The organism is Sphingomonas sp. SFZ2018-12, assembly GCF_022496715.1.
Lineage (GTDB): Bacteria > Pseudomonadota > Alphaproteobacteria > Sphingomonadales > Sphingomonadaceae > Sphingomonas.
This window is the reverse complement of sequence record NZ_WTFM01000002.1, coordinates 503150-523072: the sequence shown is the minus strand read 5'-3', so window position 1 is coordinate 523072 and position 19923 is coordinate 503150. Positions and strand designations below refer to the sequence as shown.

Here is a 19923-nt window from a genome sequence, read left to right as displayed (position 1 = left end):
CACAAGACAAGCCCGATCAACGGGCTGCCGACCCAGGAGCCCCGGATGACCCGCACCCTCGCCCTCATGCTTGCCCTTGCCCCGCTGATCGCCGCTGCCCCCGCCGCCGCGCAGGACGTGCCTGCGCGCTACACGCCGCGCCCCTTCGTTCAGGTCAAGCACCCCGAATGGTCGAAGAACGCGACCATCTATCAGCTCAACACCCGCCAGTTCACGCGCGAGGGCACCTTTGCGGCCGCCACGCGCGAGCTGCCGCGCATCAAGGCGCTGGGGGCGGACATCATCTGGCTGATGCCGATTCATCCGATCGGCGAAAAGAACCGCAAGGGCACGCTCGGCTCACCCTATGCGGTACGCGACTATCGCGCGGTCAACCCGGAATTCGGCGACATGGCCGATTTCAAGCAGTTCGTCGACGCCGCGCACAAGCTGGGAATGAAGGTGATCCTCGACTGGGTCGCGAATCACTCGGCGTGGGACAATGCGCTCGTGCGCGAACATCCCGACTGGTATGTCCGCGACTGGAAGGGCGATTTCATGCCGACGCCCTGGTTCGACTGGTCGGATATCATCGACTTCGATTATTCCAAGCCGGGCCTGCGCCAGTACATGACCGAGGCCATGGCCTTCTGGGTGCGCGAGGCCGGGGTCGACGGCTTTCGCTGCGATGTGGCGGGCGCGGTCCCGGTCGATTTCTGGGAAAATGCCCGCGCCGAGCTGGACGCGATCAAGCCGGTGTTCATGTTGGCCGAGGCCGAGGATACCGCCCTCCACGCCCGCGCGTTCGATGCCAGCTATGGCTGGAGCTGGGCCAACACGATGAAGGCGATTGGCGAGGGGCATGGCGATGTCGGGGGCCTCTACGGCTTTTACTCGGCCAATTCGTCGATGTGGCCGCATGACGCCATGCGCCTGATGATGACCGAGAACCACGATTTCAACTCGTGGGACGGCACCGCGTTCGAACGGCTGCGCGACGCGCAGACCAACGCAATCGTGCTCTCCGTGGTCGGGGCGGGGATCCCGATGATCTACAATGGTCAGGAAGCGGGCAACCAGAAGCGGCTCGAATTCTTTGAACGCGATCCCATCATGTGGCGCGACCATCCCAACGCCGCGCTGTTCCGTCGCCTGTTCGCGCTGAAACATGCCAATCGCGCGCTGTGGAACGCCGATTGGGGCGGCGCGATGGTCCGCGTCGTCAACAGCCAGCCCGCCAAGGTGTTTTCGTTCACGCGCGAAAAGGACGGCGACAAGGTGTTCGCAGCGCTAAACTTCTCCGGCGAACCCCAGACGGTCAGCTTCACCGACAGTCCGTTCGCGGGCGACTATGTCGATTTCGACGGCGGCGCGAAGGTGACGCTGGCGGCGAACGCGACGATGACGCTTCAGCCCTGGAGCTATCGCGTGCTGGTCAAGGGCGGCCGCTAGCGTCTGCCCCCGCCCAGCCCAGTCGCGCCAACACCGCGCGCGCCGCGGCGGGTGCGCGCTCCTTCGCGCCGTTGATCATGAAGACGAAGGTCTCGCGCGGCGATCGGGGCGCGGGCGGGCCGAAGGTCGGCAGCCCCTCGGGCACCCCGCCCTCCGCCCAGGTGCGGGCCGCATCGGTCCAACGATCGAGCGCGTCCGGCGCATAGCCCGCCGGCTCCTCCGCCCGCGCATTTTCGAGCCGCGCATAGACGAAACCGGCGGTCACATCGGCGATAGCGGGGTAGTCCGCCGAATCGGCATAGACGATCGCGACCCCGGCATCGCGGCACATCGCGACGAACGACGGCACGTGAAAACTGTCATGGCGTACCTGCACCGCATGGCGCAGCCGCACGCCCTCCTGCACGCCGGGCAGCAGCTTGAGGAACGCGCCGAAGTCGTCGGCATCGAATTTCTTCGTCGCCATGAACTGCCACAGGATCGGCCCCAGCTTGTCGCCAAGCTCGGCGACGCCCGATCCAAGGAATTTCTCGATCGACTCGCCCGCTTCGGCCAGGACGCGGCGGTTGGTGGCATAGCGCGACGCCTTGACCGCGAACACGAAGCCGTCGGGTGCGCCCCTGGCCCAGTTGGCAAAGCTCTCGCGCTTCTGCGTGCCGTGATAGGTCGCGTTGATCTCGATCGCGGTGACCGCGCGCGTCGCATATTCGAACTCGCGCTTCTGCGGCAGGCCGTCGGGATAGAACGGCCCGCGCCACGGCGCATAGGTCCAGCCGCCGATGCCGACGCGGATCGTCGCCGCCTCAGTCATCGCCCGCCCGCCTGTCCTGGCCGGGCACGCCGATATCGTGCCCCAGCGTGTCGCGCGACCACAGCATCGCGACGAGCGTGTAGAGGACGACGGCAAGCGGCGCCGCCACCAGCACGCCGATCACGCCGAACAGCCCGCCCAGCCCGGCGAGCGCAAAGATCAGCACCGCCGGCGGGATCGACACCGCGTAACGCTGGACGATCGGGGTCAGCACATTGCCCTCGACCTGCTGCGCGATGAAATAGACGACCGCCGCCCACAAGGCGGTTTCCGGGCTGACCGAAAAGGCGAGCAGGATACCCGGTACCGCGCCGATGAACGGCCCGATCAACGGCACGAAATTGGCGAGGCCGACGATCACGCCCAGCGCCGCGGCCGACGGCACGCCGACGATCGCGACCCCGATACCGACCAGAGTACCCACGAACACCATCGTGAACAGCTGGCCGAGCAGATACTTGCGCAGCGCATTGCCACTGGCATTGAGCGCCGCGACCACGCGCGGCCCGTTTGCCCTGGGAAACAGCAATTCGACGCCGCGCACATACAGGCTTGGGTCGAGGGCGAGATAGATCGCGCCGATCAGCACCAGCACCAGGTTGGTGATCGCCCCCACCGCGCCGAAGGCAAAGGTGAGCGCGCGTCCCGCCACCGTCTGCAGGTCGGGCGTCGTGGATGCGATGCCGCTCCCAAAGGGCTGGCGCGCCAACCAGTCGCGCACGTCCGTCGCCGCACCGGGCAGCCGTTGCGCCAGCTGGCCGAACTGTTCGCCCAGCACGGAACCGAACATCCATCCGACCAGGCCAAGCAGCGCCAGGATGCCGGCGACCGCGATCAGCACCGCCGGGGTTTCCGGGACGCCCGAACGATGGATCGGATCGGCGACCGCGCGGATCAGCACCGCGATCAGGATGGCGGCAAAGATCAACAGCCACACCGCGACCATCTGGGTCATCAGCAGCGCCAGGCCGGTCAGCAGCAGCACGATCAGCGCCGTGCGCACCACCCGCGAAGTCATCGTCGGATCCATCGCTCCCCCCTCGCCTTCCGGTCCCCGCCTCGGCCTTGCGCCGATATGCGCGACAACCGTCCGCGCCGCCACCCGTTCCTTGCGCTCGACCGCCGGTGCCGCCGGTCAGCGCCGGCGACGCCGGGTCATCCCCAGCAACTCGGCCGCGCCCGCCACCTCGCCCGCGGTCCCGGACGCCTTCAGGTCGCGCTCGATCCGGCCGAGCCGCGCCAGCGCCTCGCTCAGCCGCGGCGCATTCCAGTGCTGGAGCGCCTGGCGGGTGGGCTCCTTGTCCTTCCAGAACAGGTGTGCGCGCTCGATCACCTCATGGATCGACCGGCCCCGATCGACCTCGGCGCGCAACTCCGCCAGCCGATGCAGCCGTCGGCCGAGCTGGCGCACCACGCTGATCATGCTGACCCCCTCATGCGTCAGCGCGACCAGCTCGCCCGCCAATGCCGGGCTGTCGCCGGCGACCAGCGCCTGAATCGCTGCGCTGGGCTCGGCTTCGTCGACCGATGCGCACACCGCGCGCAGGTCGTCGACCGATGCGACCCGTGGCGCATCGGGCGCGGCGTCGAGGAACAGCGCCAGCTTCTCGAGCTCGCGCGCCATGACCGCCCGGTCGCCGTTGCACGCGCGCATCAGCCGCTCCGCGACATCCTGGTTGAGCGTGATGCCGTGCGCGCGTCCGGCTTCCGCCGCGATCCGCGTCGCCGCCTGCCCCTCGGGCACGTAACAGGCGTAGGCGAACGCATTGGGCGCGGCGGCGACCAGCTTGAGCAGCTTCGACGTGCCCTTGAGCGCGGGCGCGATCATCACCGCGGGATTGCCGGCGCGGTCGGCGGCGAGCAGCTGTTCCACCGCGGCGAGCGATTCGTCGCCGACGCCGGTCACGCGGATATGGCGGCGCTCGCCGAACAGCGACATCGACGCGGCTTCCTCCGCCAGCAGCCCCGGCCGGCCGCGCAGCGTCGCGCCGTCCAGGTCGACGCGCTCCGCCCCCTCGCCCATCGCGCGGGCCAGCCGCGCGGCGAGCTCGGCCGCGCCGGCTTCGTCGGGCCCGTGCAACAGATACAGCCGGACATCGTCGCCCGGCCGGTCGAGGCGCGCGGCGATGCCTTCCTTGATCTTCATGCGCCGCCCGTCACGGCGTCTTGGCGGTGCGGTCCGCGAACAGCGCGAGGCGCGCGGTGATCTGGTCGGCGATCACCACCGACAGGCGTTCCAGCGCGGTCTGTTCGGCCGCGATGACCGCATATTCGGACCGCACGACGTCGATGCCCGCGTCCGATCCCGCGGTGTCGTCGACCAGCGTCTGCCCGGTCGCCAGGTCGACCAGCTGATAGCGCGCGCGCAGCGTCCGGCGCTCGCGCGCGATGCTCTCGTCGCTGCGCACGCCCAGGCCGACGATCGAATCGTCCAGCCGGACATCGAGCCGATAGCGCGGCGCGCCGCCATTCGCCGCCAGCCGGTCGCGCAGCGCATCGCCGACCAGATAGCCCGCGCGCCCCTCGATCGGCGCGACCTCGACGCTCGACAACAGGCTGCCGACCGACCCCGTCGACCCGCCCGAATAAAGCGGCCGCAGCCCGCAGCCCGCCAGTGACAGTGCGATCGCGATTAGGGTGAGCAGGCGGATCATGCGACGATATTGACCAGCCGGTCGGGCACGACAATCACCTTGCGCGGCGCGGCCCCCTCCAGGATGCGCTGCACCTTGTCGGAAGCGAGCGCGGCGGCTTCCGCGGCCTCGCGCGCTGCGCCCTTGGGCAGCATCAGCGTGTCGCGCAGCTTGCCGTTGACCTGCACCGCGACGGTCACCTCGTCGTCGACCAGCAGCGCGGGGTCGACCTGTGGCCACGGTGCGTCGGCGATCAGCGCGTCATTGCCCCAGGCCGCCCAGGCTTCCTCCGCGATATGCGGCGTCATCGGCGCGACGATGCGCGCGAGCGTGCGGATCGCATGGGTGCGCGACGCCGACGGCGCGGCCTTTTCGATCGCATTGACCAGCTCATAAAGCTTGGCGACCGCCTTGTTGAAGGCGAGCGCCTCGACATCCTCGGCGACGCCCGCGATCGTGCGGTGCAGCTTCTTGTCGAGCGCCACATCCGCGCCGTCGGCGTCCTCCAGCCCGTCGAACAGCCGCCACAGCCGCTGGACGAACCGCCACGCGCCCTCGATCCCGCTTTCCGACCATTCCAGGTCGCGCTCGGGCGGCGAGTCCGACAGCATGAACCAGCGCACCGCGTCCGCGCCGTACTGATCGACGATGCCGGTCGGGTCGACGGTGTTCTTCTTCGACTTCGACATCTTCTCGATGCGGCCGCGGGTAACAGGGTCATCAGTACCCTTCACAAAAAGCTCGTCGCCGCGCTTTTCAATCTCGTCCGGCGCAACCCAGTAGTGGTGGGAGAGGCGCGTAGTCACTTCCCCGCTAATCATCTCCTTTTTGAACGCGCTATACGTCTCGTGCGTCACCATGCCTTGCGTGAACAGGCCGGCGAACGGCTCGCTGACGTCAAGGCGCCCGATCCGCTTGAGCGCCCGCGTCCAGAAGCGCGCATAGAGCAGGTGGAGGATCGCGTGCTCGACCCCGCCGATATACTGCGCGACCGGCAGCCATTGCTGCGCCACCGCCGGGTCGAACGGCTCGTCCGCCGGCTGGCTGGCGAAGCGGATGAAGTACCAGGACGAGTTGATGAAGGTGTCGAGCGTGTCGGTTTCGCGCCGCGCCGGCTTGCCGCAGGTCGGGCAGTCGACATGGCGCCAGGTCGGGTGGCGGTCGAGCGGATTGCCCGGCACGTCGAAGCTCACATCCTCGGGCAGCACCACCGGCAGCTGGTCGCGCGGCACCGGCACCGCGCCACACGTCCCGCAATGGATGATCGGGATCGGCGTGCCCCAGTAACGCTGGCGGCTGACCCCCCAGTCGCGCAACCGCCACACGGTGGTGCCGCGCCCCCAGCCCTCCGCCTCGGCGCGCGCGATCACCGCCGCCTTCGCGTCGACGACGCTCAACCCGTCGAGCGGGCCCGAGTTCACGATGCGGCCCGGCCCGGTATAGGCCTCGTCGCCCTCGAACGCCGGATCACTCTGCTCGCCCTCGGCGACGACGCGGCGCACCGGCAGCGCGTACTTGCGCGCGAATTCCAGGTCGCGCTGGTCGTGCGCGGGCACGCCCATCACCGCGCCGGTGCCATAGTCCATCAGCACGAAATTGGCGATGTAGACGGGCAGCTCCCACGCCGCATCGAACGGATGCGCGACACGCAGGCCGGTGTCGAAGCCCAGCTTTTCCGCCGTCTCGATCTCGGCCGCCGAGGTGCCGCCCGCCTTGCAGCGTTCGACGAACGCCGCGACCTCGGCATTGTCCGCCGCCAGCCGCTGCGCGATCGGATGATCGGCGGCGATCGCGACAAAGCTCGCGCCGAAGATCGTGTCCGGCCGCGTCGAATACACCTCGATCGGCTGGTCGAACGGCGCGACGGGTGCGAACGAGAACTGCAGCCCCACCGACTTGCCGATCCAGTTTTCCTGCATCAGCTTGACCTTGTCGGGCCAGTGGTCGAGCGTGCCGAGACCGTCGAGCAGCTCGTCGGCGAAATCGGTGATCTTGAGGAACCACTGGTTCAGCTTGCGCCGCTCGACCACCGCGCCCGATCGCCAGCCGCGCCCGTCGATCACTTGTTCGTTGGCCAGCACGGTCATGTCGACCGGATCCCAATTGACCGCGCTTTCGCGGCGATAGACCAGCCCGGCGGCATAGAGGTCCAGGAACAGCGCCTGTTCATGCCCGTAATAGGCCGGGTCGCACGTCGCCAGCTCACGCGTCCAGTCGAGCGCGAAGCCCAGCCGCTTCAGCTGCGCGCGCATCGTCGCGATGTTTTCATAGGTCCACGCGCCGGGATGGACCCCTTTCTCCATCGCGGCATTTTCCGCCGGCATGCCAAAGGCGTCCCAGCCCATCGGGTGCAGCACCTCCATGCCCTGCATCCGCCGGAAGCGCGCGAGCACGTCGCCCATCGTATAGTTGCGGACATGGCCCATGTGGATCTTCCCCGACGGATAGGGGAACATCTCGAGCACGTAGCTTTTCGGCCGGGGGCTGTCGTCGCGGGCGGCAAAGGTCCGGCGTTCGGCCCAGACCTGTTGCCACGCGGCGTCGGCCTTCAGCGCGTTGAAGCGCGACGCCATTGCGGGTTCCTCAGTTGTCGGCGATCGCGTTACGACGCAGATCGCGGGCGCGGGTCAGGATGATGTCTTCCAGCTTCTGCACCGTCGCCGCCTGTACCGGGGCTTCGACCCACTGGCCGTTCTGGTTGATCTGGCGCAGCGCCGCAACGCGCAGCGCGTCGGCGCGCAGGTCGCGGTCGAGAATGGCGATCGTCACCTTCATCCGCTCGGTCGGGGTGTTGGGATTGACGTACCAGTCGGTGACGATGACGCCGCCGTTCGAATCGGTCTGGAGCAGCGGCATGAAGCTGATCGTGTCGAGGCTGGCGCGCCACAGATAGCTGTTGACGCCGATCGTCGTGACCTGAGACGCGGCGAGATCGGCCCTGGGCCGGTCGCGACCCCCGCATGCGGCCAGCGCCAGCGTCAGCGTTGCCAGCACGGCCAGTTGCGATACGCGGATCATCGGCACATCCTTGAAAGAAGCATTCATCAAATCCGGGCATCTATAGATGCTGGGACGGTCGCCGCAAGCGCCCGCACCCGATGGCCGTACGGAATCGATTGTGGATAAGGCGCAACAGTGACGGGAAAAAGATTCTCCGCGGTGGCACCGCCCGGCCAAAGCATGGTAGCGCAGCAACCGAGGGCATGATGCGCAAGAATCGACTCCTGTTCAGCACCGGTATCGCGGCGATCGTCGCGACCGGCGCGTTGTGCGCGTCGATGTCGCAGGCGCGCGAGACGCGGCGTGTCGTGCCGGTGCGCAGCGCCGCGCCGGTCGCGAGCATCGGATCCTTCACCCCGGCTGCGGGCGATCCCAAGCTCGCCGCGATCATCTCGCGCAGCGGGCTGCCCAATTCCGGATTCCGTTTCACCCCGGCCGATGCCGGCGTGGACAAGAAGCGCCCGATTACCGTCGCGGTGCGAGCGCGCGGCACCCGCGCCGTCACCACCGCGGCCGAGCGCGCGCCGGGCGAGGCGACCGCCACCGGCCTCGCCCTCACGCCGATCGCCTATAATCTCGGCGTTTCGGTCGGGTGGAAGCGTTTTGCGGTTTCGGGCGACCTGGCCAAGGTCGATCTGGCCGGCCTGCCGGGCAGCCAGGAGCGGGTCGATCTGGGCGTCAGCTATTCGGGCAAGCGTGTCAGCGGGGGCGTGCGCGCCGCCGCCTCGCGTCCGATCGAGAACCAGCCCAAGCTGATCAGCGACCTGCCGAGCTATTCGGTCGACGTGGGCGGCGCCTATCGCGTCACCCGCAATCTCGATGTGACTGCGGGCGTGCGCTATCGCACCGATCGCGACCGGTTGACCCGCCTGCCCGACGAGCGTCGCGACAGCCAGGCCGTCTATATCGGAACCGCCTTCCGCTTCTGATCCCGGCGCGGCACGGCCCATGCGTCGATCGCCGCCCAGCCATGAATGCCGAAGCGCGCGAGTGTGACTGCGCGCACCGCGTCGACGCCGCCCATCGCGACCACGGGAATCTTCAGCCCGCGCACGACCAGCCCGAACCTCGCGCGTCCCAGCGCCCGCGCGCCGGGGTGGGACCGCGTCGCGAATATGGGCGAGACGAACAGTGCGTCCGCCCCCGCCCGGATCGCCGCGATCGCTTCGCGCCGGTCATGCGCGGCGCGCGTCACGATCCGGTGCCGCCCGCCACGCCGGGCATTGTGCACCCCGTCTTCGCGTCCCAGCCGATCGGGCCCGGCGCGCAGGACCAGATGTCCGCGCCGCCGCGCCATCGCCGCGACCCGTGCGAACAGCGCCCGGCGCGCAGCCGGCGGGGTCGCATAATGGCGGAACACGATGCCGCTGCCACGCGGCAGCCGCCCGATCGCGTCGAACAGGGCGCCGCCCAGTCGCTCGTCGGTCATCAGCCAGGTGCGGGGAATGGGGTGGCGGCGTGGCATCGCCGCACCTATAGCGCGCGCGATGGCAAAGCATTCAACTCTCCCGAGCGATCCCGCCGCCCGGCTGCGCGATGTCGGCGATGCGATCGCGGCGGCCACCCGCCTCGCCGGACGCAAAGCCGCCGACGTGACGCTGATCGCGGTGTCGAAGACGCAGGACGCGACCGCGATCCGGCCGCTGATCGCCGCCGGCCAGCGGGTGTTCGGCGAGAACCGCGTTCAGGAGGCCGCCGCGAAATGGCCCGATCTGCGCGCCGAGACCCCGGATGTGCGGCTGCACCTCGTCGGCCAGCTCCAGTCGAACAAGGCCGAGGATGCCGTCCGCCTGTTCGACGCGATCCATTCGGTCGACCGCGCGTCGCTGGTCACCGCGCTCGCCCGCGCAATCGAACGGACCGGCCGCGCACCCGATTGCTTCGTCCAGGTCAATATCGGCGATGAAGCCCAGAAGGGCGGCTGCGCGATCGGCGATCTGCCTGCGCTGCTCGCGGACGCGCGCACCGCCGGACTGCCGATCGCCGGGTTGATGGCGGTGCCGCCGCTCGATGTCGAACCCGCGCCCTATTTCGCGCTGCTCGCCAAACTGGCGCGGGACCATGGGCTGGCGGGGCTCAGCATGGGCATGTCGGGCGATTTTCCGACCGCGGTCACGCTGGGGGCGACGCATGTCCGCGTCGGCACCGCGCTGTTCGGCGCGCGCGCATGAAGTTCGACGCGATCCTGTTCGATTTCGACGGCGTCGTCATCGAGAGCGAATATGAGGGCAACGCCCATATCGCCGACTATCTGTCGCGCATCGGCCACGCGACGAGCGCCGAACATGCGATGACGCATTTCATGGGCCTGTCGGGACGCCAGTTCATCGACGCGATCGAGAGCTGGATCGGCCGGCCGCTGCCCGAGGATTTCTTTGCCGAACGCGCCGCCGAGGATGCGCGCGCGATGCGCGACGGCGTCGGTGCGGTGGACGGCGCGATCGATTTCATCCGGTCGCTGCCGGCCGATCTGCCGGTCGCGATCGCGTCGTCCTCCAGCCATGCATGGATCCGCCGGCACCTCGACCATATCGGCCTGCTCCACCGGTTCGACGGGCGCATCTTCAGCGGCAAGGAGGACGTGCCCGCCGGTCGCGGCAAGCCCGAGCCCGACCTCTATCTGCTCGCCGCCCGCGCGATCGGGGTCGACATCGCCCGCACCGTCATTCTCGAGGACTCACCCGTCGGCGTCACCGGCGCGCTGCGCACCGGGGCGACGGTGATCGGGGTGACCGCCGGGCGCCACTGCGTCGATGGCCATGCGGACCGCCTGCGCGCGCTGGGCGTCGAGGCGATTGCGCCCGATTATGACGCGGTCCGCGACCTGATCGGCCTGACCCCGGCCTGATCGGGCCGCGGTTCAGGCCGAATCGATCCGCGCAGATCGAGCGTCTCGGCATCGCGCGCGGCAGCAAAAGGGCGCGGCGCATCGCGATCAGGAACCGGGCAAGGTCCCCCGGCGTGGAGGCGGCAACGCTGCCACGATCGCGCGTGCGTCGTGGGGCAGCATGGCGGGCAACGTCCAGTCGCAGCGGCGGGCCGCGTCGACTGCGGGCAGGCCCTGGGGCAGATTCCCGGCGCGAGCCATCCCGCCCGCCGCCGCGACGAGGATCGCACCGGCGATCGCTGCCCCGCCCGGCCGCGCCGCGGCCGATACCAACCGGCTTAAAGCTGGTGCCCGGTGCGGTCGCGCTTGGTTGCGAGATAGCGTTCGTTATGCGGATTGGCGGGCAGTTTGTGGGGGACGCGTTCGGCCACGTCGATCCCGGCGGCGGCCAGTGCCGCAACCTTGTCCGGATTGTTGGTCAGCAACCGGATGCGCCGCTGGCCGAGCAGGGTCAGCATCCGCGCCGCGACCCGGAAATCGCGCGCATCGACCGCGAAGCCCAGCCGGGTGTTGGCGTCGACGGTGTCGAATCCCTGGTCCTGGAGCGCATAGGCGCGCAGCTTGTTGATCAGGCCGATACCGCGCCCTTCCTGGCGCAGATAAATGAGGATGCCCCAGCCGCCATCTTGCATCGCCCGCAGCGCCGCGTCGAGCTGGGGCCCGCAATCGCATTTGAGCGATCCGAACACGTCGCCGGTCAGGCATTCGCTGTGCACGCGCACCAGCGGCGGATTGCCGTCCGGTCGACCGATGACCAGCGCGACATGCTCGCCGGGCGCATCGGGGGTGCGGAACGCCACGATCTCCGCATCGTCGGCCGCGCCGACCGGGAGCCGCGCGCGCGTCGCGATCCGCAACGTCGCCGCATCCTCGAACGCCGCGATCGCGCGGGCTGTCACTGCCTCGAACCCGCCGCCGCCGGGACGCACGAAGAATGCCGGCAGGATGCCCGCGATCCGCGCGAGCCGGAGCGCGGCGGCGGCGGCATCGACCTCCGGCGTCGCGACCGCGCGGAACGGTCCTTTAAGCGGCGTGCCGAGATCGAATTGCGGATCGGCGATCGCGGTCGCGCATGGGTGGTCGATCCACGGCGCGCGCACGATCGTCACCGGCTGGTCGGGATCGGCGGCGTCGCGCTGGTTGGCGAGCCGGAGCGTCGCGGCCCGCCCGGCGGAGACCAGCACATTGGCCGCACCGCCGGGGTCGAACGCGGTCAGCGCGTCAGCATCCGATGTTTCCAGCGGTAACACGCTCAGTGCGCCCGCATCACCCGCGACGTCGATCGCCCACCCCCGGCGCAGCGCGTCGATCGCGCGCGAAACGTCGCGCTGCGCGGTCACAGGGCAAACTCGGTAACGATCGGCACATGGTCTGACGGCTTCAGCCAGCCGCGGCAGTCCTCATGCACGCGATGCGCGACCGCCTGGGCCGCGACATCGGCGCTCGCCCACATATGGTCGAGCCGGCGGCCGCGATCGGAAGCCTGCCAGTCCTTCGCGCGATAGCTCCACCAGGTATAGAGCCGCTGCGGCGGCGGCACGAAGCGTCGGCCGAGGTCGATCCAGTCGTTTGCCCGCTGTAGCCGGCCGAGCGCCGCGACCTCGACCGGGGTGTGGCTGACCACGTCGAGCAGCTGCTTGTGGCTCCACACGTCGCATTCCAGCGGCGCGATGTTGAAATCGCCGACCAGCAAAGTCGGCACGCCGCCCAGCCCTTCCGACCAGCGCGTCATCCGTTCGACGAAATCCAGCTTCTGGCCGAATTTCGGGTTGAGCTCGCGATCGGGAATGTCGCCGCCCGCCGGGACATAGACGTTCTCGAGACGCAGGCCGTTTTCCAGCCGCACGCCGATATGCCGCGCCTCGCCATTGGCCTGCCAGTCGAGCCGGTCGTCTTCTGCCAGCGGCACGCGACTGATCACCGCGACCCCGTGGTGCATCCGCTGGCCGTTGATCGCGATGTGGCGATAGCCGAGCGTGTGGAACGGCGCGTGCGGAAAATCGCCGTCGATGACCTTGGTTTCCTGGAGGCACAGGATGTCGGGTTGCGATTCGCGCAGGAACCGTTCGACGATGTCGAGGCGGAAGCGGACGGAATTGATGTTCCACGATGCGATCTTGAGCGTGTCCATGCCGCGCCGATGTAATCGGGCGGCGTGAATTGCGCCAGCGCCGCGCCCAAGTCGTCTGGCACGACTTCCCGACGTCGCCGCCACCAACGAAAAGGCCCCCGCTCCGGGGGCAAGGAGCGAGGGCCGACCGAGCGTTCGTCACGCAGGGCGGGAAACGCGGGGGCCGGTCAACAGGGGGGAATCCCGGCCGGGGCGCTTCCACTCCCGCTATGTAGGGTGCGAAAGCTGTCGCGCAAATGAACGGCCGGTCAATTTGGCCGTGTGCGGCTCGTCGGGTCGCGCCAGCGGAACGTGTTATCGGAAACCGGGACGTTGAATCGCGTGTTCGACAGGCGGATCGTCGTGCGGTTGTTCTGGGCATCGAGCGCGACCCATCCCTGCAGGCGAAGCCCGCCGGGCGCCGCCGCGTCGCGCGCGAAGATCATGTCGATACGCCCATATTCGGGATGCTTGGGGTCATAGGCCTCGACCCGGATGACGCGCGAATCGCCGGTCGGCAGCACGCGCGCGAATTTGGACGGGTCGCGCGCAGGATTGAGCAGAATGCCGAGCGGCGATTCCCCGATCGGCCAGCGCTGTTTCTGGCGCACCTGATAATCGAGGAAATAAAGCGCCTTGCCATCGCCGACGATCAGGATCGGCACGCCCTTTTCATATTGAAAGCGGATCCGGCCCGGCTTCTTGAGCGTGAGCGTGCCGGTCAGCACCTTGCCCGCGCGGTCGGTCTGGCTGAAGGCGGCGACCATGGTGTCGACCGCGGCGAGATGCCGCTGAACCGAAGCGAGGTCGCCGGTCGGCTGGGCAAGCGCGGGGAGCGCGACCGGCAATGCGGCGACGGCGGCCAGCGGCGCGAGGCGGAGGAGAAGGATGGGGGACATGCGGCTCCGGATCATGGTTCGGGCGTAGGTTGGGGGGGTTGAACGCGCGGTGAACCCGCCCGGTTGCCAGGTCGGGGCCTAATTCAACGGTCGCCCGTCCTCGTCCATCAGCACCTCGCGGCGGCCGACATGGTCGGGGCGGGAGACGAGCCCTTCCTTTTCCATCCGCTCGATCAGCCGCGCGGCGCTGTTGTAACCGATCCGCATCTGGCGCTGCAGCCAGCTGGTCGAGGCCTTCTGGCTCGACGCGACGAAGGAGATAGCCTGGCGATACTGCTGGTCCTCCGGGCTGTCGCCGCCGACCGGCGACCCGTCGAGCGCAAAGCCGCCCTCTTCGGGCTCCTCGGTGACGGCGGTGATGTAATCGGGCTCGCCCTGCGCGCGCCAGTGCTCGGCCACCGCCTGCACTTCGTCATCCGACACGAACGGGCCGTGGACGCGCGCCAGCTGCTTGCCGCCGGGCATGTAGAGCATGTCACCGCGGCCGAGCAGCTGTTCGGCACCCTGTTCGCCCAGAATGGTGCGCGAATCGATCTTGCTGGTGACGTGGAAGCTGATTCGCGTCGGCAGGTTCGCCTTGATGACCCCGGTGATGACGTCGACCGAGGGGCGCTGCGTCGCCATGATCAGGTGGATGCCCGCCGCGCGCGCCTTTTGCGCCAGGCGCTGGATCAGGAACTCGACTTCCTTCCCCGCGGTCATCATCAGGTCGGCCAGCTCGTCGACGATGATGACGATCTGCGGCAGCGGCTGGAGGTCGAGCGTCTCCTCCTCATAGATCGGCTTGCCGGTGTCGGGATCATAGCCGGTCTGGACGCGGCGGCCTAGCGTCTGGCCCTTGGCGCGGGCGGCGCGCACCTTGTCGTTGAAGCTGGCGAGGCTGCGCACATTGACGCTCGCCATCATGCGATAACGCTCCTCCATCTGCTCGACCGCCCATTTCAGCGCGCGCACCGCCTTGGGCGGATCGGTGACGACGTCGGCGAGCAGGTGGGGAATCCCCTTGTACATGCTGAGTTCCAGCATCTTGGGGTCGATCATGATCATCCGGCACTGGTCGGGCGTCAGCCGGTAGAGCAGCGACAGGATCATGCAGTTGAGCCCGACCGACTTGCCCGACCCGGTGGTGCCGGCGACGAGCAGGTGGGGCATCGGGGCCAGGTCGGCGATGACGGGATCGCCGGCGATGTTCTTGCCCAGCACCATCGGCAGCTGCGCGCCCTGTTCCTCGAACTGCTGACTGCCGACCAGCTCGTGCAGGCTGACCATCTCGCGCTTGGCATTGGGCAGCTCGATGCCGATCACGCTGCGGCCCGGAATGGTGGCGACGCGCGCCGAGATCGCCGACATGTTGCGCGCGATGTCGTCGGCGAGCTGGATCACCCGGCTCGCCTTGATCCCCGCCGCGGGCTCGAATTCGTACATGGTGACGACCGGGCCGGGCGAGACCTTCACGATCTGGCCCTTCACATGGAAATCGTCGAGCACGCTTTCGAGCAGCCGCGAGTTGCGTTCCAGCGCGGCCTTGTCCGCGACAGGACTGGCGCGTTCGGGCGCGGGCTTGAGCAGGTCGAGCGGCGGCAGGCGGTAATTGTCGCGCAGGTCGAGCGATTCCTGCTGGGGCTTGGGCCGGGCGGTCGACGGCGGCAGCGCGCGGTCGGCGATGACCGGGCCGGGGCGCGGATCGGGCCGCGCGACCTTGCGCGGGGCGCTGATCAGCGGCGGATCGTCGTGCAGGTCGTCCTCCACATCGCCGCGCCCGCGCCGCATCGGCTCGCCATCGGCGTCGCCGGTCTCGCGGCGCGCGCGTGGTGCCGGCAGGCGCGGCATCCGCCAGCGCGCCTCCGGCCATTCGATCGTCAGCCCGCGCCCCCACAGCACGACGCCGGCGATCGCCACCGCCACGGCCACGCCGCGATTGGTCCAGGTGACCGCGACCGGATCGGGGATGAATCCGACGACCCACTGGATCAGCGACGCGATTGAAAAGCCGATGACGCCGCCCCAGCCCGCGGGCAGGCTTTGCACCGACGCCGTCGAAACGAAGGCGAGCGCAGTGCCCATCAGCGCCACGCCGATCAGGCAGTCGCGCAGCATCCGCCCCCACGGCCCGACCGGCACGTCGCGCCACATCCGCGCCGCCAGGATGGGCCCGAGCGGCAGCACCAGCGCCACCGCGACGCCGAACACCATCAGCAGCAGGTCGGCGAGCCACGCCCCGACCACGCCGGCGCGGTTGGCGACGTCCGGGCCCGCCACCGTGCTGAACGACGCGTCGCCCGGATGATAGGAGGCGAGCGCGACCGCCGCGAGCAGCGTCAGCGCGAACAGCGCCAGCGCGCCGAGCATGACCATGCTGCGCCGCGCACCGGCCTTCATCGAATCGCGCCACAAACTGGGCGGCGTGCGGCTCGCCATCGCGAAACCCCCCGGGGAAAAACTGGAAACCGGCACGGAGTCTCGCTTTGTTCGCGCGTGGCGTCAAGCCGATGCGGGGATGCAACGTCCGTATTGGCAGCGTGGCCGCGCGGCTCTAGACCGCCGGGATGGACCGTGCAGACCTGCTTATCCTTGGCGGCGGACTGGTGGGCAGCGCGCTCGCCGTCGCGCTCGACGCCCATGGCCTGACCGCGATCGTCGTCGATCCGGCCGATCCGGCGGCGACGCTCGCCCCCGATTTCGACGGCCGCGCATCGGCGATTTCCAGCGCGTCGCACCGGATGCTGGGCGCGATCGGCGTTGCCGACCGCATGGCGGGCAAGGGGTGCGAGATCCGCGCGATCCGCGCCAGCGACGGCCTGGCCCCCGGCGCGCTCGATTTCGTCGCCGGCGCGGACGACGATGCGCTGGGCACGATGTACGAGAACCGCGTGCTGCGCTCCGCGCTGCATGACGCGGTGCAGGCGGCCGGCGGGGTCGAGCTGCGGTCGCGACGACGCGCGGTCGACGTGGTGCGCGATGCCCATGGCGTGCGCGCCACCCTTGACGACGGCAGCGAAGTCGCCGCGCGGCTGGTGGTTGCCGCCGACGGCCGCGGATCGCCGATGCGCGAGGCGGCGGGGATCAAGGTCGCGCGCTGGACCTATGACCATGCCGCGATGATCACCGCGTTCCACCACGAACGCCCGCACGACCATGTCGCGTTCGAGATCTTCTATCCCGAGGGGCCGTTCGCGATCCTGCCGCTGAACGACGACCAACATGGCCACCGCTCCGCGCTGGTGTGGACGGTCAAGGCCGCTGATCAGCCCGGCATGTTCAAGCTGTCCGACCGCGCCTGGCTGGCCGAAGCCGAGAAGCGCATGGGCGGCGTGCTCGGCCGGCTCGACCGGCTGGCGCCGCGGTCGAGCTATCCGCTCGGCTTTCACCATACCGCGCGCCTGACCGCAGAGCGGCTGGCGCTGGTGGGCGACGCCGGCCACGGCATCCACCCGATCGCGGGCCAGGGCGTCAATCTGGGCTTTCGCGATGCCGCGGCACTGGTCGAGGTGCTGGTGGAGGGCATGCGCATCGGCCTGGACCCCGGCGATGCCGAGCTGCTCAAGCGGTATGAACGCTGGCGCAGCCTCGACACCTTCATGGTCGCGCTCGCCACCGACAGCCTCAACCGCATCTATGGCGTACCGGGCCGCGCGGCGTCGGCGATCCGCCGGTTCGGCATGTCCGCGATCCAGCGCATGCCGCCGGTCAAGCAGCGGCTGATGGCCGAAGCCCGCGGCGAATCGGGCGCGCTGCCGCGGCTTTTGCAGGGCATGAACGTCTGAACGCCACACGTCGCGGCGGGCGAAGTTGCGGAAGTTGCGGGCTGTGCGATGTTCGTTCGGGGTGCGCGCAGAGCGTGGGCGCGCTTCGACTTCGATCGGAGCGAACGTGGATCCATTGACGCCGAAGGATCGCTGGGCCGGGGCATTGCGACGGGTCTGGCTGACGACGGGCGAGTAGGACAGCCTTTCACGGGCAGGATGACGGCTGATTAAGGCGCGCTCCAGAGAGTCTGTGTGGCCGCACCGATTTGGTTGCCGAAAGCCCGGAATTTCCCGTCACCCCGGCCCTGTGCCGGGGTCTACCGCGCCGCGAGGCGCCGTCGCGCGCCAGTTGGAGCCGAACCAATGCGCGGTGCAAGGGAAGCGCGCCGATCGTGGACCGTGCGGGTCGCACGGTGGACCCCGGCACGAGGCCGGGATGACGACTAGAAAGGTGGCTGGGCCTTCCGATCATTCCCGTTCCCGGTCAGCCGCTCGGGATGAGCGGGACCGGAAAACAGGATCGCACGCTAATCCCCCAGGGCCCGCGCTTCCTCGACCAGCATCACCGGCACGCCATGGTGGATCGGGAAAGCGAGGCCCGCGGCGTCGGACACCAGTTCGTCGCGCGCGGCATCGTGGCGCAGCGGGGTGCGGGTCACCGGGCAGACCAGGATCGACAGCAGCCAGGGATCAAGCGGCGCATCCGTCCCCGGCGCGGCGCCCCCGTTCATTGCAGCGTCGCGGCGCCGTCGTCGCCGTAACGACCGAAGAACTGCATGAGCTGGACGATCAGCTCGGCGCGCGCCGACAGCGAGTGGGCCTCCAGCAGTGCCTGTTTCGACGCGATGTCGAATGGTGCGATCTGGGCAATGCCGTTGACCAGTGCCTCGTCGTCGAGCCGCCCGACCGCTTCCCAGTCGACCGCATAGCCCTGGGCCTCCGCGAATCGGCGCGATTCGAGCTCGAGCGACGACCGCTCGCCCAGCGCCAGCGATTCATCGGCACCGACCGGCTCCAGCTCGGCCTCGACCTGGCGAAAGGGGGTCGCAACGTCGAGCTCGCGCAGGATGCGGAAGCGCGCGGTGCCCTGGAGCACGATGTCGTAGCGGCCGTCGGCCAGCGCCTCGACATCGATGATCTGGCCGAGGCAGCCGACCTCGAACAGCGGCGGCGGCTCGCCCGGTCCGCGCGGCTGGACCATCCCGATGCGCCGGTCGCGGGCGAGCGCGTCGCTGACCAGCGCGCGATAGCGCGGTTCGAAGATATGCAGCGGCAGGTGCATGCGCGGGAACAGGAGCGCGCCGCCCAGCGGAAAGACCGAGATGCGCTGGCTCATCCGAACAGGATCGCCGACAGGCGACGGCGCTGGGCGGAAACCCACGGATCCTCGAGCCCGACGACTTCGAACAGCTTGAGCAGCCGCTGGCGGGCGGCGCCATCATTCCATTCGCGCTCGGCAGCGATGATCGCGAGCAACGTGTCGGCCGCGGCCTCGCGGTCGCCCGCCGCCATGTAACCGCCGGCCAGTTCATAACGCAGCGCGAGATCGTCGGGCGCGGCCGCCGAACGCCGGGCGAGCGCGGCAAGGTCGTCGACCGGCTGCGCCTCACGCGCCAGCGACAATGCGGCACGCGCGCGATCGACCTCGGGTGCCCTGGCGGCTTCGTCGGGAAGCTCGGCGAGCGCGGCCTCCGCCTCATCGAACCGGCCGAGCAGCACCAGCGCGCGCGCCCGGCCCGATGCGACCGCGGGGTCGGCGGGTGCCATGTCGGCGATCTGGTCGAAGATCGCGAGCGCACGTTCGCCGTCGCCGCCGGCCAGCACATCCTCCCCCATCGCGATCAGCGGCTCGATCTCGGCCTCGACCGACGCGGCCTCGCTTTGCACGGGCAGCTGGCGCAGCAGCTGGTCAAGCATCGCCTTCAGCTGCGATTCGGTGCGCGCGGGCGTCAGGTCGGCGACGAGCTGGCCCTGGAACATCGCATAGACGGTCGGAATCGAGCGGATCTGGAATTGCGCGGCGATGAACTGGTTCTTGTCGGTATCGATCTTGGCGAGCACGACGCCCTTGCCGGCATAGTCGGCGGCGACCTTCTCCAGCACGGGGGCGAGCGCCTTGCACGGCCCGCACCATTCCGCCCAGAAATCGATGATGACGAGTTGCGTCATCGACGGTTCGACGACGTCGCGGCGGAAATTCTCGACCGCCTCGCGTTCGGCGGCGGACATGCCCAGCGTAGCCAAGAGACACTCCCTTGCGGATGATTGCGGTGAATTGCGGCAACGCCCCATGTGGGCGCATCGCCGCGCCAAGCCAAGCCCTTTTGCCGAATCGCACCGGGGGGTTGCGGACCCCGGCGACCGATGCTAGAGGCCGCCGCCTTGACGGAGCCGGTCGGCCACGCC

General features: G+C 69.2%; 20 protein-coding genes. 5 read left to right on the top strand and 15 right to left on the bottom strand.

Annotated features, from left to right (window positions below; translation table 11 throughout):
* Window positions 1-45 precede the first annotated feature (45 nt).
* Complete coding sequence (locus GO308_RS11520) at window positions 46-1431, top strand: alpha-amylase family glycosyl hydrolase (protein WP_240885523.1); 1386 nt, start codon at window positions 46-48, stop codon at window positions 1429-1431.
* On the opposite strand, the gene GO308_RS11515 is transcribed toward GO308_RS11520, so the two are convergent.
* The 6 genes from GO308_RS11515 to GO308_RS11490 form a co-directional block, all read right to left on the bottom strand.
* Window positions 1415-2242 (bottom strand): DUF72 domain-containing protein, encoded by an 828-nt coding sequence (locus GO308_RS11515; RefSeq protein ID WP_240885522.1) that lies wholly within the window; start codon window positions 2240-2242, stop codon window positions 1415-1417. The genes GO308_RS11520 and GO308_RS11515 overlap by 17 nt on opposite strands.
* Window positions 2235-3260 carry an AI-2E family transporter gene (locus tag GO308_RS11510; RefSeq protein WP_276616524.1) on the bottom strand — a complete coding sequence of 342 codons (1026 nt, stop codon included), beginning with the start codon at window positions 3258-3260 and terminating at the stop codon, window positions 2235-2237. The genes GO308_RS11515 and GO308_RS11510 overlap by 8 nt, the downstream gene beginning before the upstream one ends.
* A 117-nt stretch (window positions 3261-3377) precedes the next feature.
* A complete protein-coding gene (gene holA / locus GO308_RS11505; RefSeq protein WP_240885521.1) occupies window positions 3378-4388 on the bottom strand; it encodes a DNA polymerase III subunit delta in 1011 nt (336 codons plus the stop codon).
* A 10-nt stretch (window positions 4389-4398) separates the two neighbouring features.
* Window positions 4399-4896 (bottom strand): LPS assembly lipoprotein LptE, encoded by a 498-nt coding sequence (lptE, locus tag GO308_RS11500; RefSeq protein WP_240885520.1) that lies wholly within the window; start codon window positions 4894-4896, stop codon window positions 4399-4401.
* Window positions 4893-7448: a leucine--tRNA ligase gene (gene leuS / locus GO308_RS11495; protein WP_240885519.1), complete on the bottom strand. Its 2556-nt coding sequence runs from the start codon at window positions 7446-7448 to the stop codon at window positions 4893-4895. Before leuS ends, lptE begins: the two co-directional genes overlap by 4 nt.
* A 10-nt stretch (window positions 7449-7458) precedes the next feature.
* Entirely contained in the window at window positions 7459-7893 is a 435-nt protein-coding gene (locus tag GO308_RS11490) for a DUF3576 domain-containing protein (protein WP_066477351.1), read from the bottom strand.
* A 188-nt stretch (window positions 7894-8081) separates the two neighbouring features.
* On the opposite strand from GO308_RS11490, the gene GO308_RS11485 reads away from it, so the two are divergent.
* Window positions 8082-8804 carry a hypothetical protein gene (locus GO308_RS11485; protein ID WP_066477350.1) on the top strand — a complete coding sequence of 241 codons (723 nt, stop codon included), beginning with the start codon at window positions 8082-8084 and terminating at the stop codon, window positions 8802-8804.
* On the opposite strand, the gene GO308_RS11480 is transcribed toward GO308_RS11485, so the two are convergent.
* Window positions 8777-9340, bottom strand: a complete 564-nt coding sequence (locus GO308_RS11480) for a thiamine phosphate synthase (protein WP_240885518.1) — start codon at window positions 9338-9340, stop codon at window positions 8777-8779. The two genes, GO308_RS11485 and GO308_RS11480, sit on opposite strands and share 28 nt — an antisense overlap.
* Before the next feature lie 22 nt (window positions 9341-9362).
* On the opposite strand from GO308_RS11480, the gene GO308_RS11475 reads away from it, so the two are divergent.
* Window positions 9363-10046 (top strand): YggS family pyridoxal phosphate-dependent enzyme, encoded by a 684-nt coding sequence (locus GO308_RS11475; protein ID WP_240885517.1) that lies wholly within the window; start codon window positions 9363-9365, stop codon window positions 10044-10046.
* The gene (locus GO308_RS11470) at window positions 10043-10723 is read left to right on the top strand and encodes an HAD family phosphatase (RefSeq protein WP_240885516.1); all 681 of its coding nucleotides are present in this window, start codon (window positions 10043-10045) and stop codon (window positions 10721-10723) included. Before GO308_RS11475 ends, GO308_RS11470 begins: the two co-directional genes overlap by 4 nt.
* A gap of 87 nt (window positions 10724-10810) precedes the next feature.
* On the opposite strand, the gene GO308_RS11465 is transcribed toward GO308_RS11470, so the two are convergent.
* The 5 genes from GO308_RS11465 to GO308_RS11445 all read right to left on the bottom strand — a co-directional run bounded on the left by GO308_RS11465 (window position 10811) and on the right by GO308_RS11445 (window position 16189).
* Window positions 10811-11035: a hypothetical protein gene (locus GO308_RS11465; protein ID WP_240885515.1), complete on the bottom strand. Its 225-nt coding sequence runs from the start codon at window positions 11033-11035 to the stop codon at window positions 10811-10813.
* 5 nt (window positions 11036-11040) lie between these two features.
* A complete protein-coding gene (gene ribA / locus GO308_RS11460) occupies window positions 11041-12102 on the bottom strand; it encodes a GTP cyclohydrolase II (protein ID WP_240885514.1) in 1062 nt (353 codons plus the stop codon).
* A complete protein-coding gene (locus GO308_RS11455) occupies window positions 12099-12893 on the bottom strand; it encodes an exodeoxyribonuclease III (protein WP_240885513.1) in 795 nt (264 codons plus the stop codon). The genes ribA and GO308_RS11455 overlap by 4 nt, the downstream gene beginning before the upstream one ends.
* A gap of 248 nt (window positions 12894-13141) precedes the next feature.
* Window positions 13142-13771 (bottom strand): outer membrane lipoprotein carrier protein LolA, encoded by a 630-nt coding sequence (locus GO308_RS11450; RefSeq protein WP_066477220.1) that lies wholly within the window; start codon window positions 13769-13771, stop codon window positions 13142-13144.
* Between the two features lie 78 nt (window positions 13772-13849).
* On the bottom strand, window positions 13850-16189 hold the full coding sequence (locus GO308_RS11445; RefSeq protein WP_240885512.1) for a DNA translocase FtsK: 2340 nt from the start codon (window positions 16187-16189) through the stop codon (window positions 13850-13852).
* A 128-nt stretch (window positions 16190-16317) separates the two neighbouring features.
* Between GO308_RS11445 and GO308_RS11440 the strand changes: the two genes are divergently transcribed.
* Window positions 16318-17535, top strand: a complete 1218-nt coding sequence (locus GO308_RS11440; RefSeq protein ID WP_240885511.1) for an FAD-dependent monooxygenase — start codon at window positions 16318-16320, stop codon at window positions 17533-17535.
* Window positions 17536-18044: 509 nt separating this feature from the next.
* On the opposite strand, the gene GO308_RS11435 is transcribed toward GO308_RS11440, so the two are convergent.
* Genes GO308_RS11435 through GO308_RS11425 form a run of 3 tightly spaced genes read right to left on the bottom strand, consistent with a single transcriptional unit; the run spans window position 18045 to window position 19746 of the window.
* Window positions 18045-18248, bottom strand: coding sequence for a Trm112 family protein (locus tag GO308_RS11435; protein WP_240885510.1), 204 nt, complete (start codon window positions 18246-18248; stop codon window positions 18045-18047).
* Window positions 18245-18853: an LON peptidase substrate-binding domain-containing protein gene (locus GO308_RS11430; protein ID WP_066477209.1), complete on the bottom strand. Its 609-nt coding sequence runs from the start codon at window positions 18851-18853 to the stop codon at window positions 18245-18247. Before GO308_RS11430 ends, GO308_RS11435 begins: the two co-directional genes overlap by 4 nt.
* Window positions 18850-19746, bottom strand: a complete 897-nt coding sequence (locus GO308_RS11425) for a tetratricopeptide repeat protein (protein ID WP_066477207.1) — start codon at window positions 19744-19746, stop codon at window positions 18850-18852. The genes GO308_RS11430 and GO308_RS11425 overlap by 4 nt, the downstream gene beginning before the upstream one ends.
* Window positions 19747-19923 lie beyond the last annotated feature (177 nt).

What these genes read in the sequence shown, in the direction of transcription:
- GO308_RS11520 (WP_240885523.1), top strand. Translation starts at nt 46, where the DNA reads ATGACCCGCACCCTCGCCCTCATGCTTGCCCTTGCCCCGCTGATCGCC.
- GO308_RS11515 (WP_240885522.1), bottom strand. Translation starts at nt 2,242, where the DNA reads ATGACTGAGGCGGCGACGATCCGCGTCGGCATCGGCGGCTGGACCTAT.
- GO308_RS11510 (WP_276616524.1), bottom strand. Translation starts at nt 3,260, where the DNA reads ATGACTTCGCGGGTGGTGCGCACGGCGCTGATCGTGCTGCTGCTGACC.
- holA (WP_240885521.1), bottom strand. Translation starts at nt 4,388, where the DNA reads ATGAAGATCAAGGAAGGCATCGCCGCGCGCCTCGACCGGCCGGGCGAC.
- lptE (WP_240885520.1), bottom strand. Translation starts at nt 4,896, where the DNA reads ATGATCCGCCTGCTCACCCTAATCGCGATCGCACTGTCACTGGCGGGC.
- leuS (WP_240885519.1), bottom strand. Translation starts at nt 7,448, where the DNA reads ATGGCGTCGCGCTTCAACGCGCTGAAGGCCGACGCCGCGTGGCAACAG.
- GO308_RS11490 (WP_066477351.1), bottom strand. Translation starts at nt 7,893, where the DNA reads ATGATCCGCGTATCGCAACTGGCCGTGCTGGCAACGCTGACGCTGGCG.
- GO308_RS11485 (WP_066477350.1), top strand. Translation starts at nt 8,082, where the DNA reads ATGCGCAAGAATCGACTCCTGTTCAGCACCGGTATCGCGGCGATCGTC.
- GO308_RS11480 (WP_240885518.1), bottom strand. Translation starts at nt 9,340, where the DNA reads ATGCCACGCCGCCACCCCATTCCCCGCACCTGGCTGATGACCGACGAG.
- GO308_RS11475 (WP_240885517.1), top strand. Translation starts at nt 9,363, where the DNA reads ATGGCAAAGCATTCAACTCTCCCGAGCGATCCCGCCGCCCGGCTGCGC.
- GO308_RS11470 (WP_240885516.1), top strand. Translation starts at nt 10,043, where the DNA reads ATGAAGTTCGACGCGATCCTGTTCGATTTCGACGGCGTCGTCATCGAG.
- GO308_RS11455 (WP_240885513.1), bottom strand. Translation starts at nt 12,893, where the DNA reads ATGGACACGCTCAAGATCGCATCGTGGAACATCAATTCCGTCCGCTTC.
- GO308_RS11450 (WP_066477220.1), bottom strand. Translation starts at nt 13,771, where the DNA reads ATGTCCCCCATCCTTCTCCTCCGCCTCGCGCCGCTGGCCGCCGTCGCC.
- GO308_RS11445 (WP_240885512.1), bottom strand. Translation starts at nt 16,189, where the DNA reads ATGGCGAGCCGCACGCCGCCCAGTTTGTGGCGCGATTCGATGAAGGCC.
- GO308_RS11440 (WP_240885511.1), top strand. Translation starts at nt 16,318, where the DNA reads ATGGACCGTGCAGACCTGCTTATCCTTGGCGGCGGACTGGTGGGCAGC.
- GO308_RS11435 (WP_240885510.1), bottom strand. Translation starts at nt 18,248, where the DNA reads ATGAACGGGGGCGCCGCGCCGGGGACGGATGCGCCGCTTGATCCCTGG.
- GO308_RS11430 (WP_066477209.1), bottom strand. Translation starts at nt 18,853, where the DNA reads ATGAGCCAGCGCATCTCGGTCTTTCCGCTGGGCGGCGCGCTCCTGTTC.
- GO308_RS11425 (WP_066477207.1), bottom strand. Translation starts at nt 19,746, where the DNA reads ATGTCCGCCGCCGAACGCGAGGCGGTCGAGAATTTCCGCCGCGACGTC.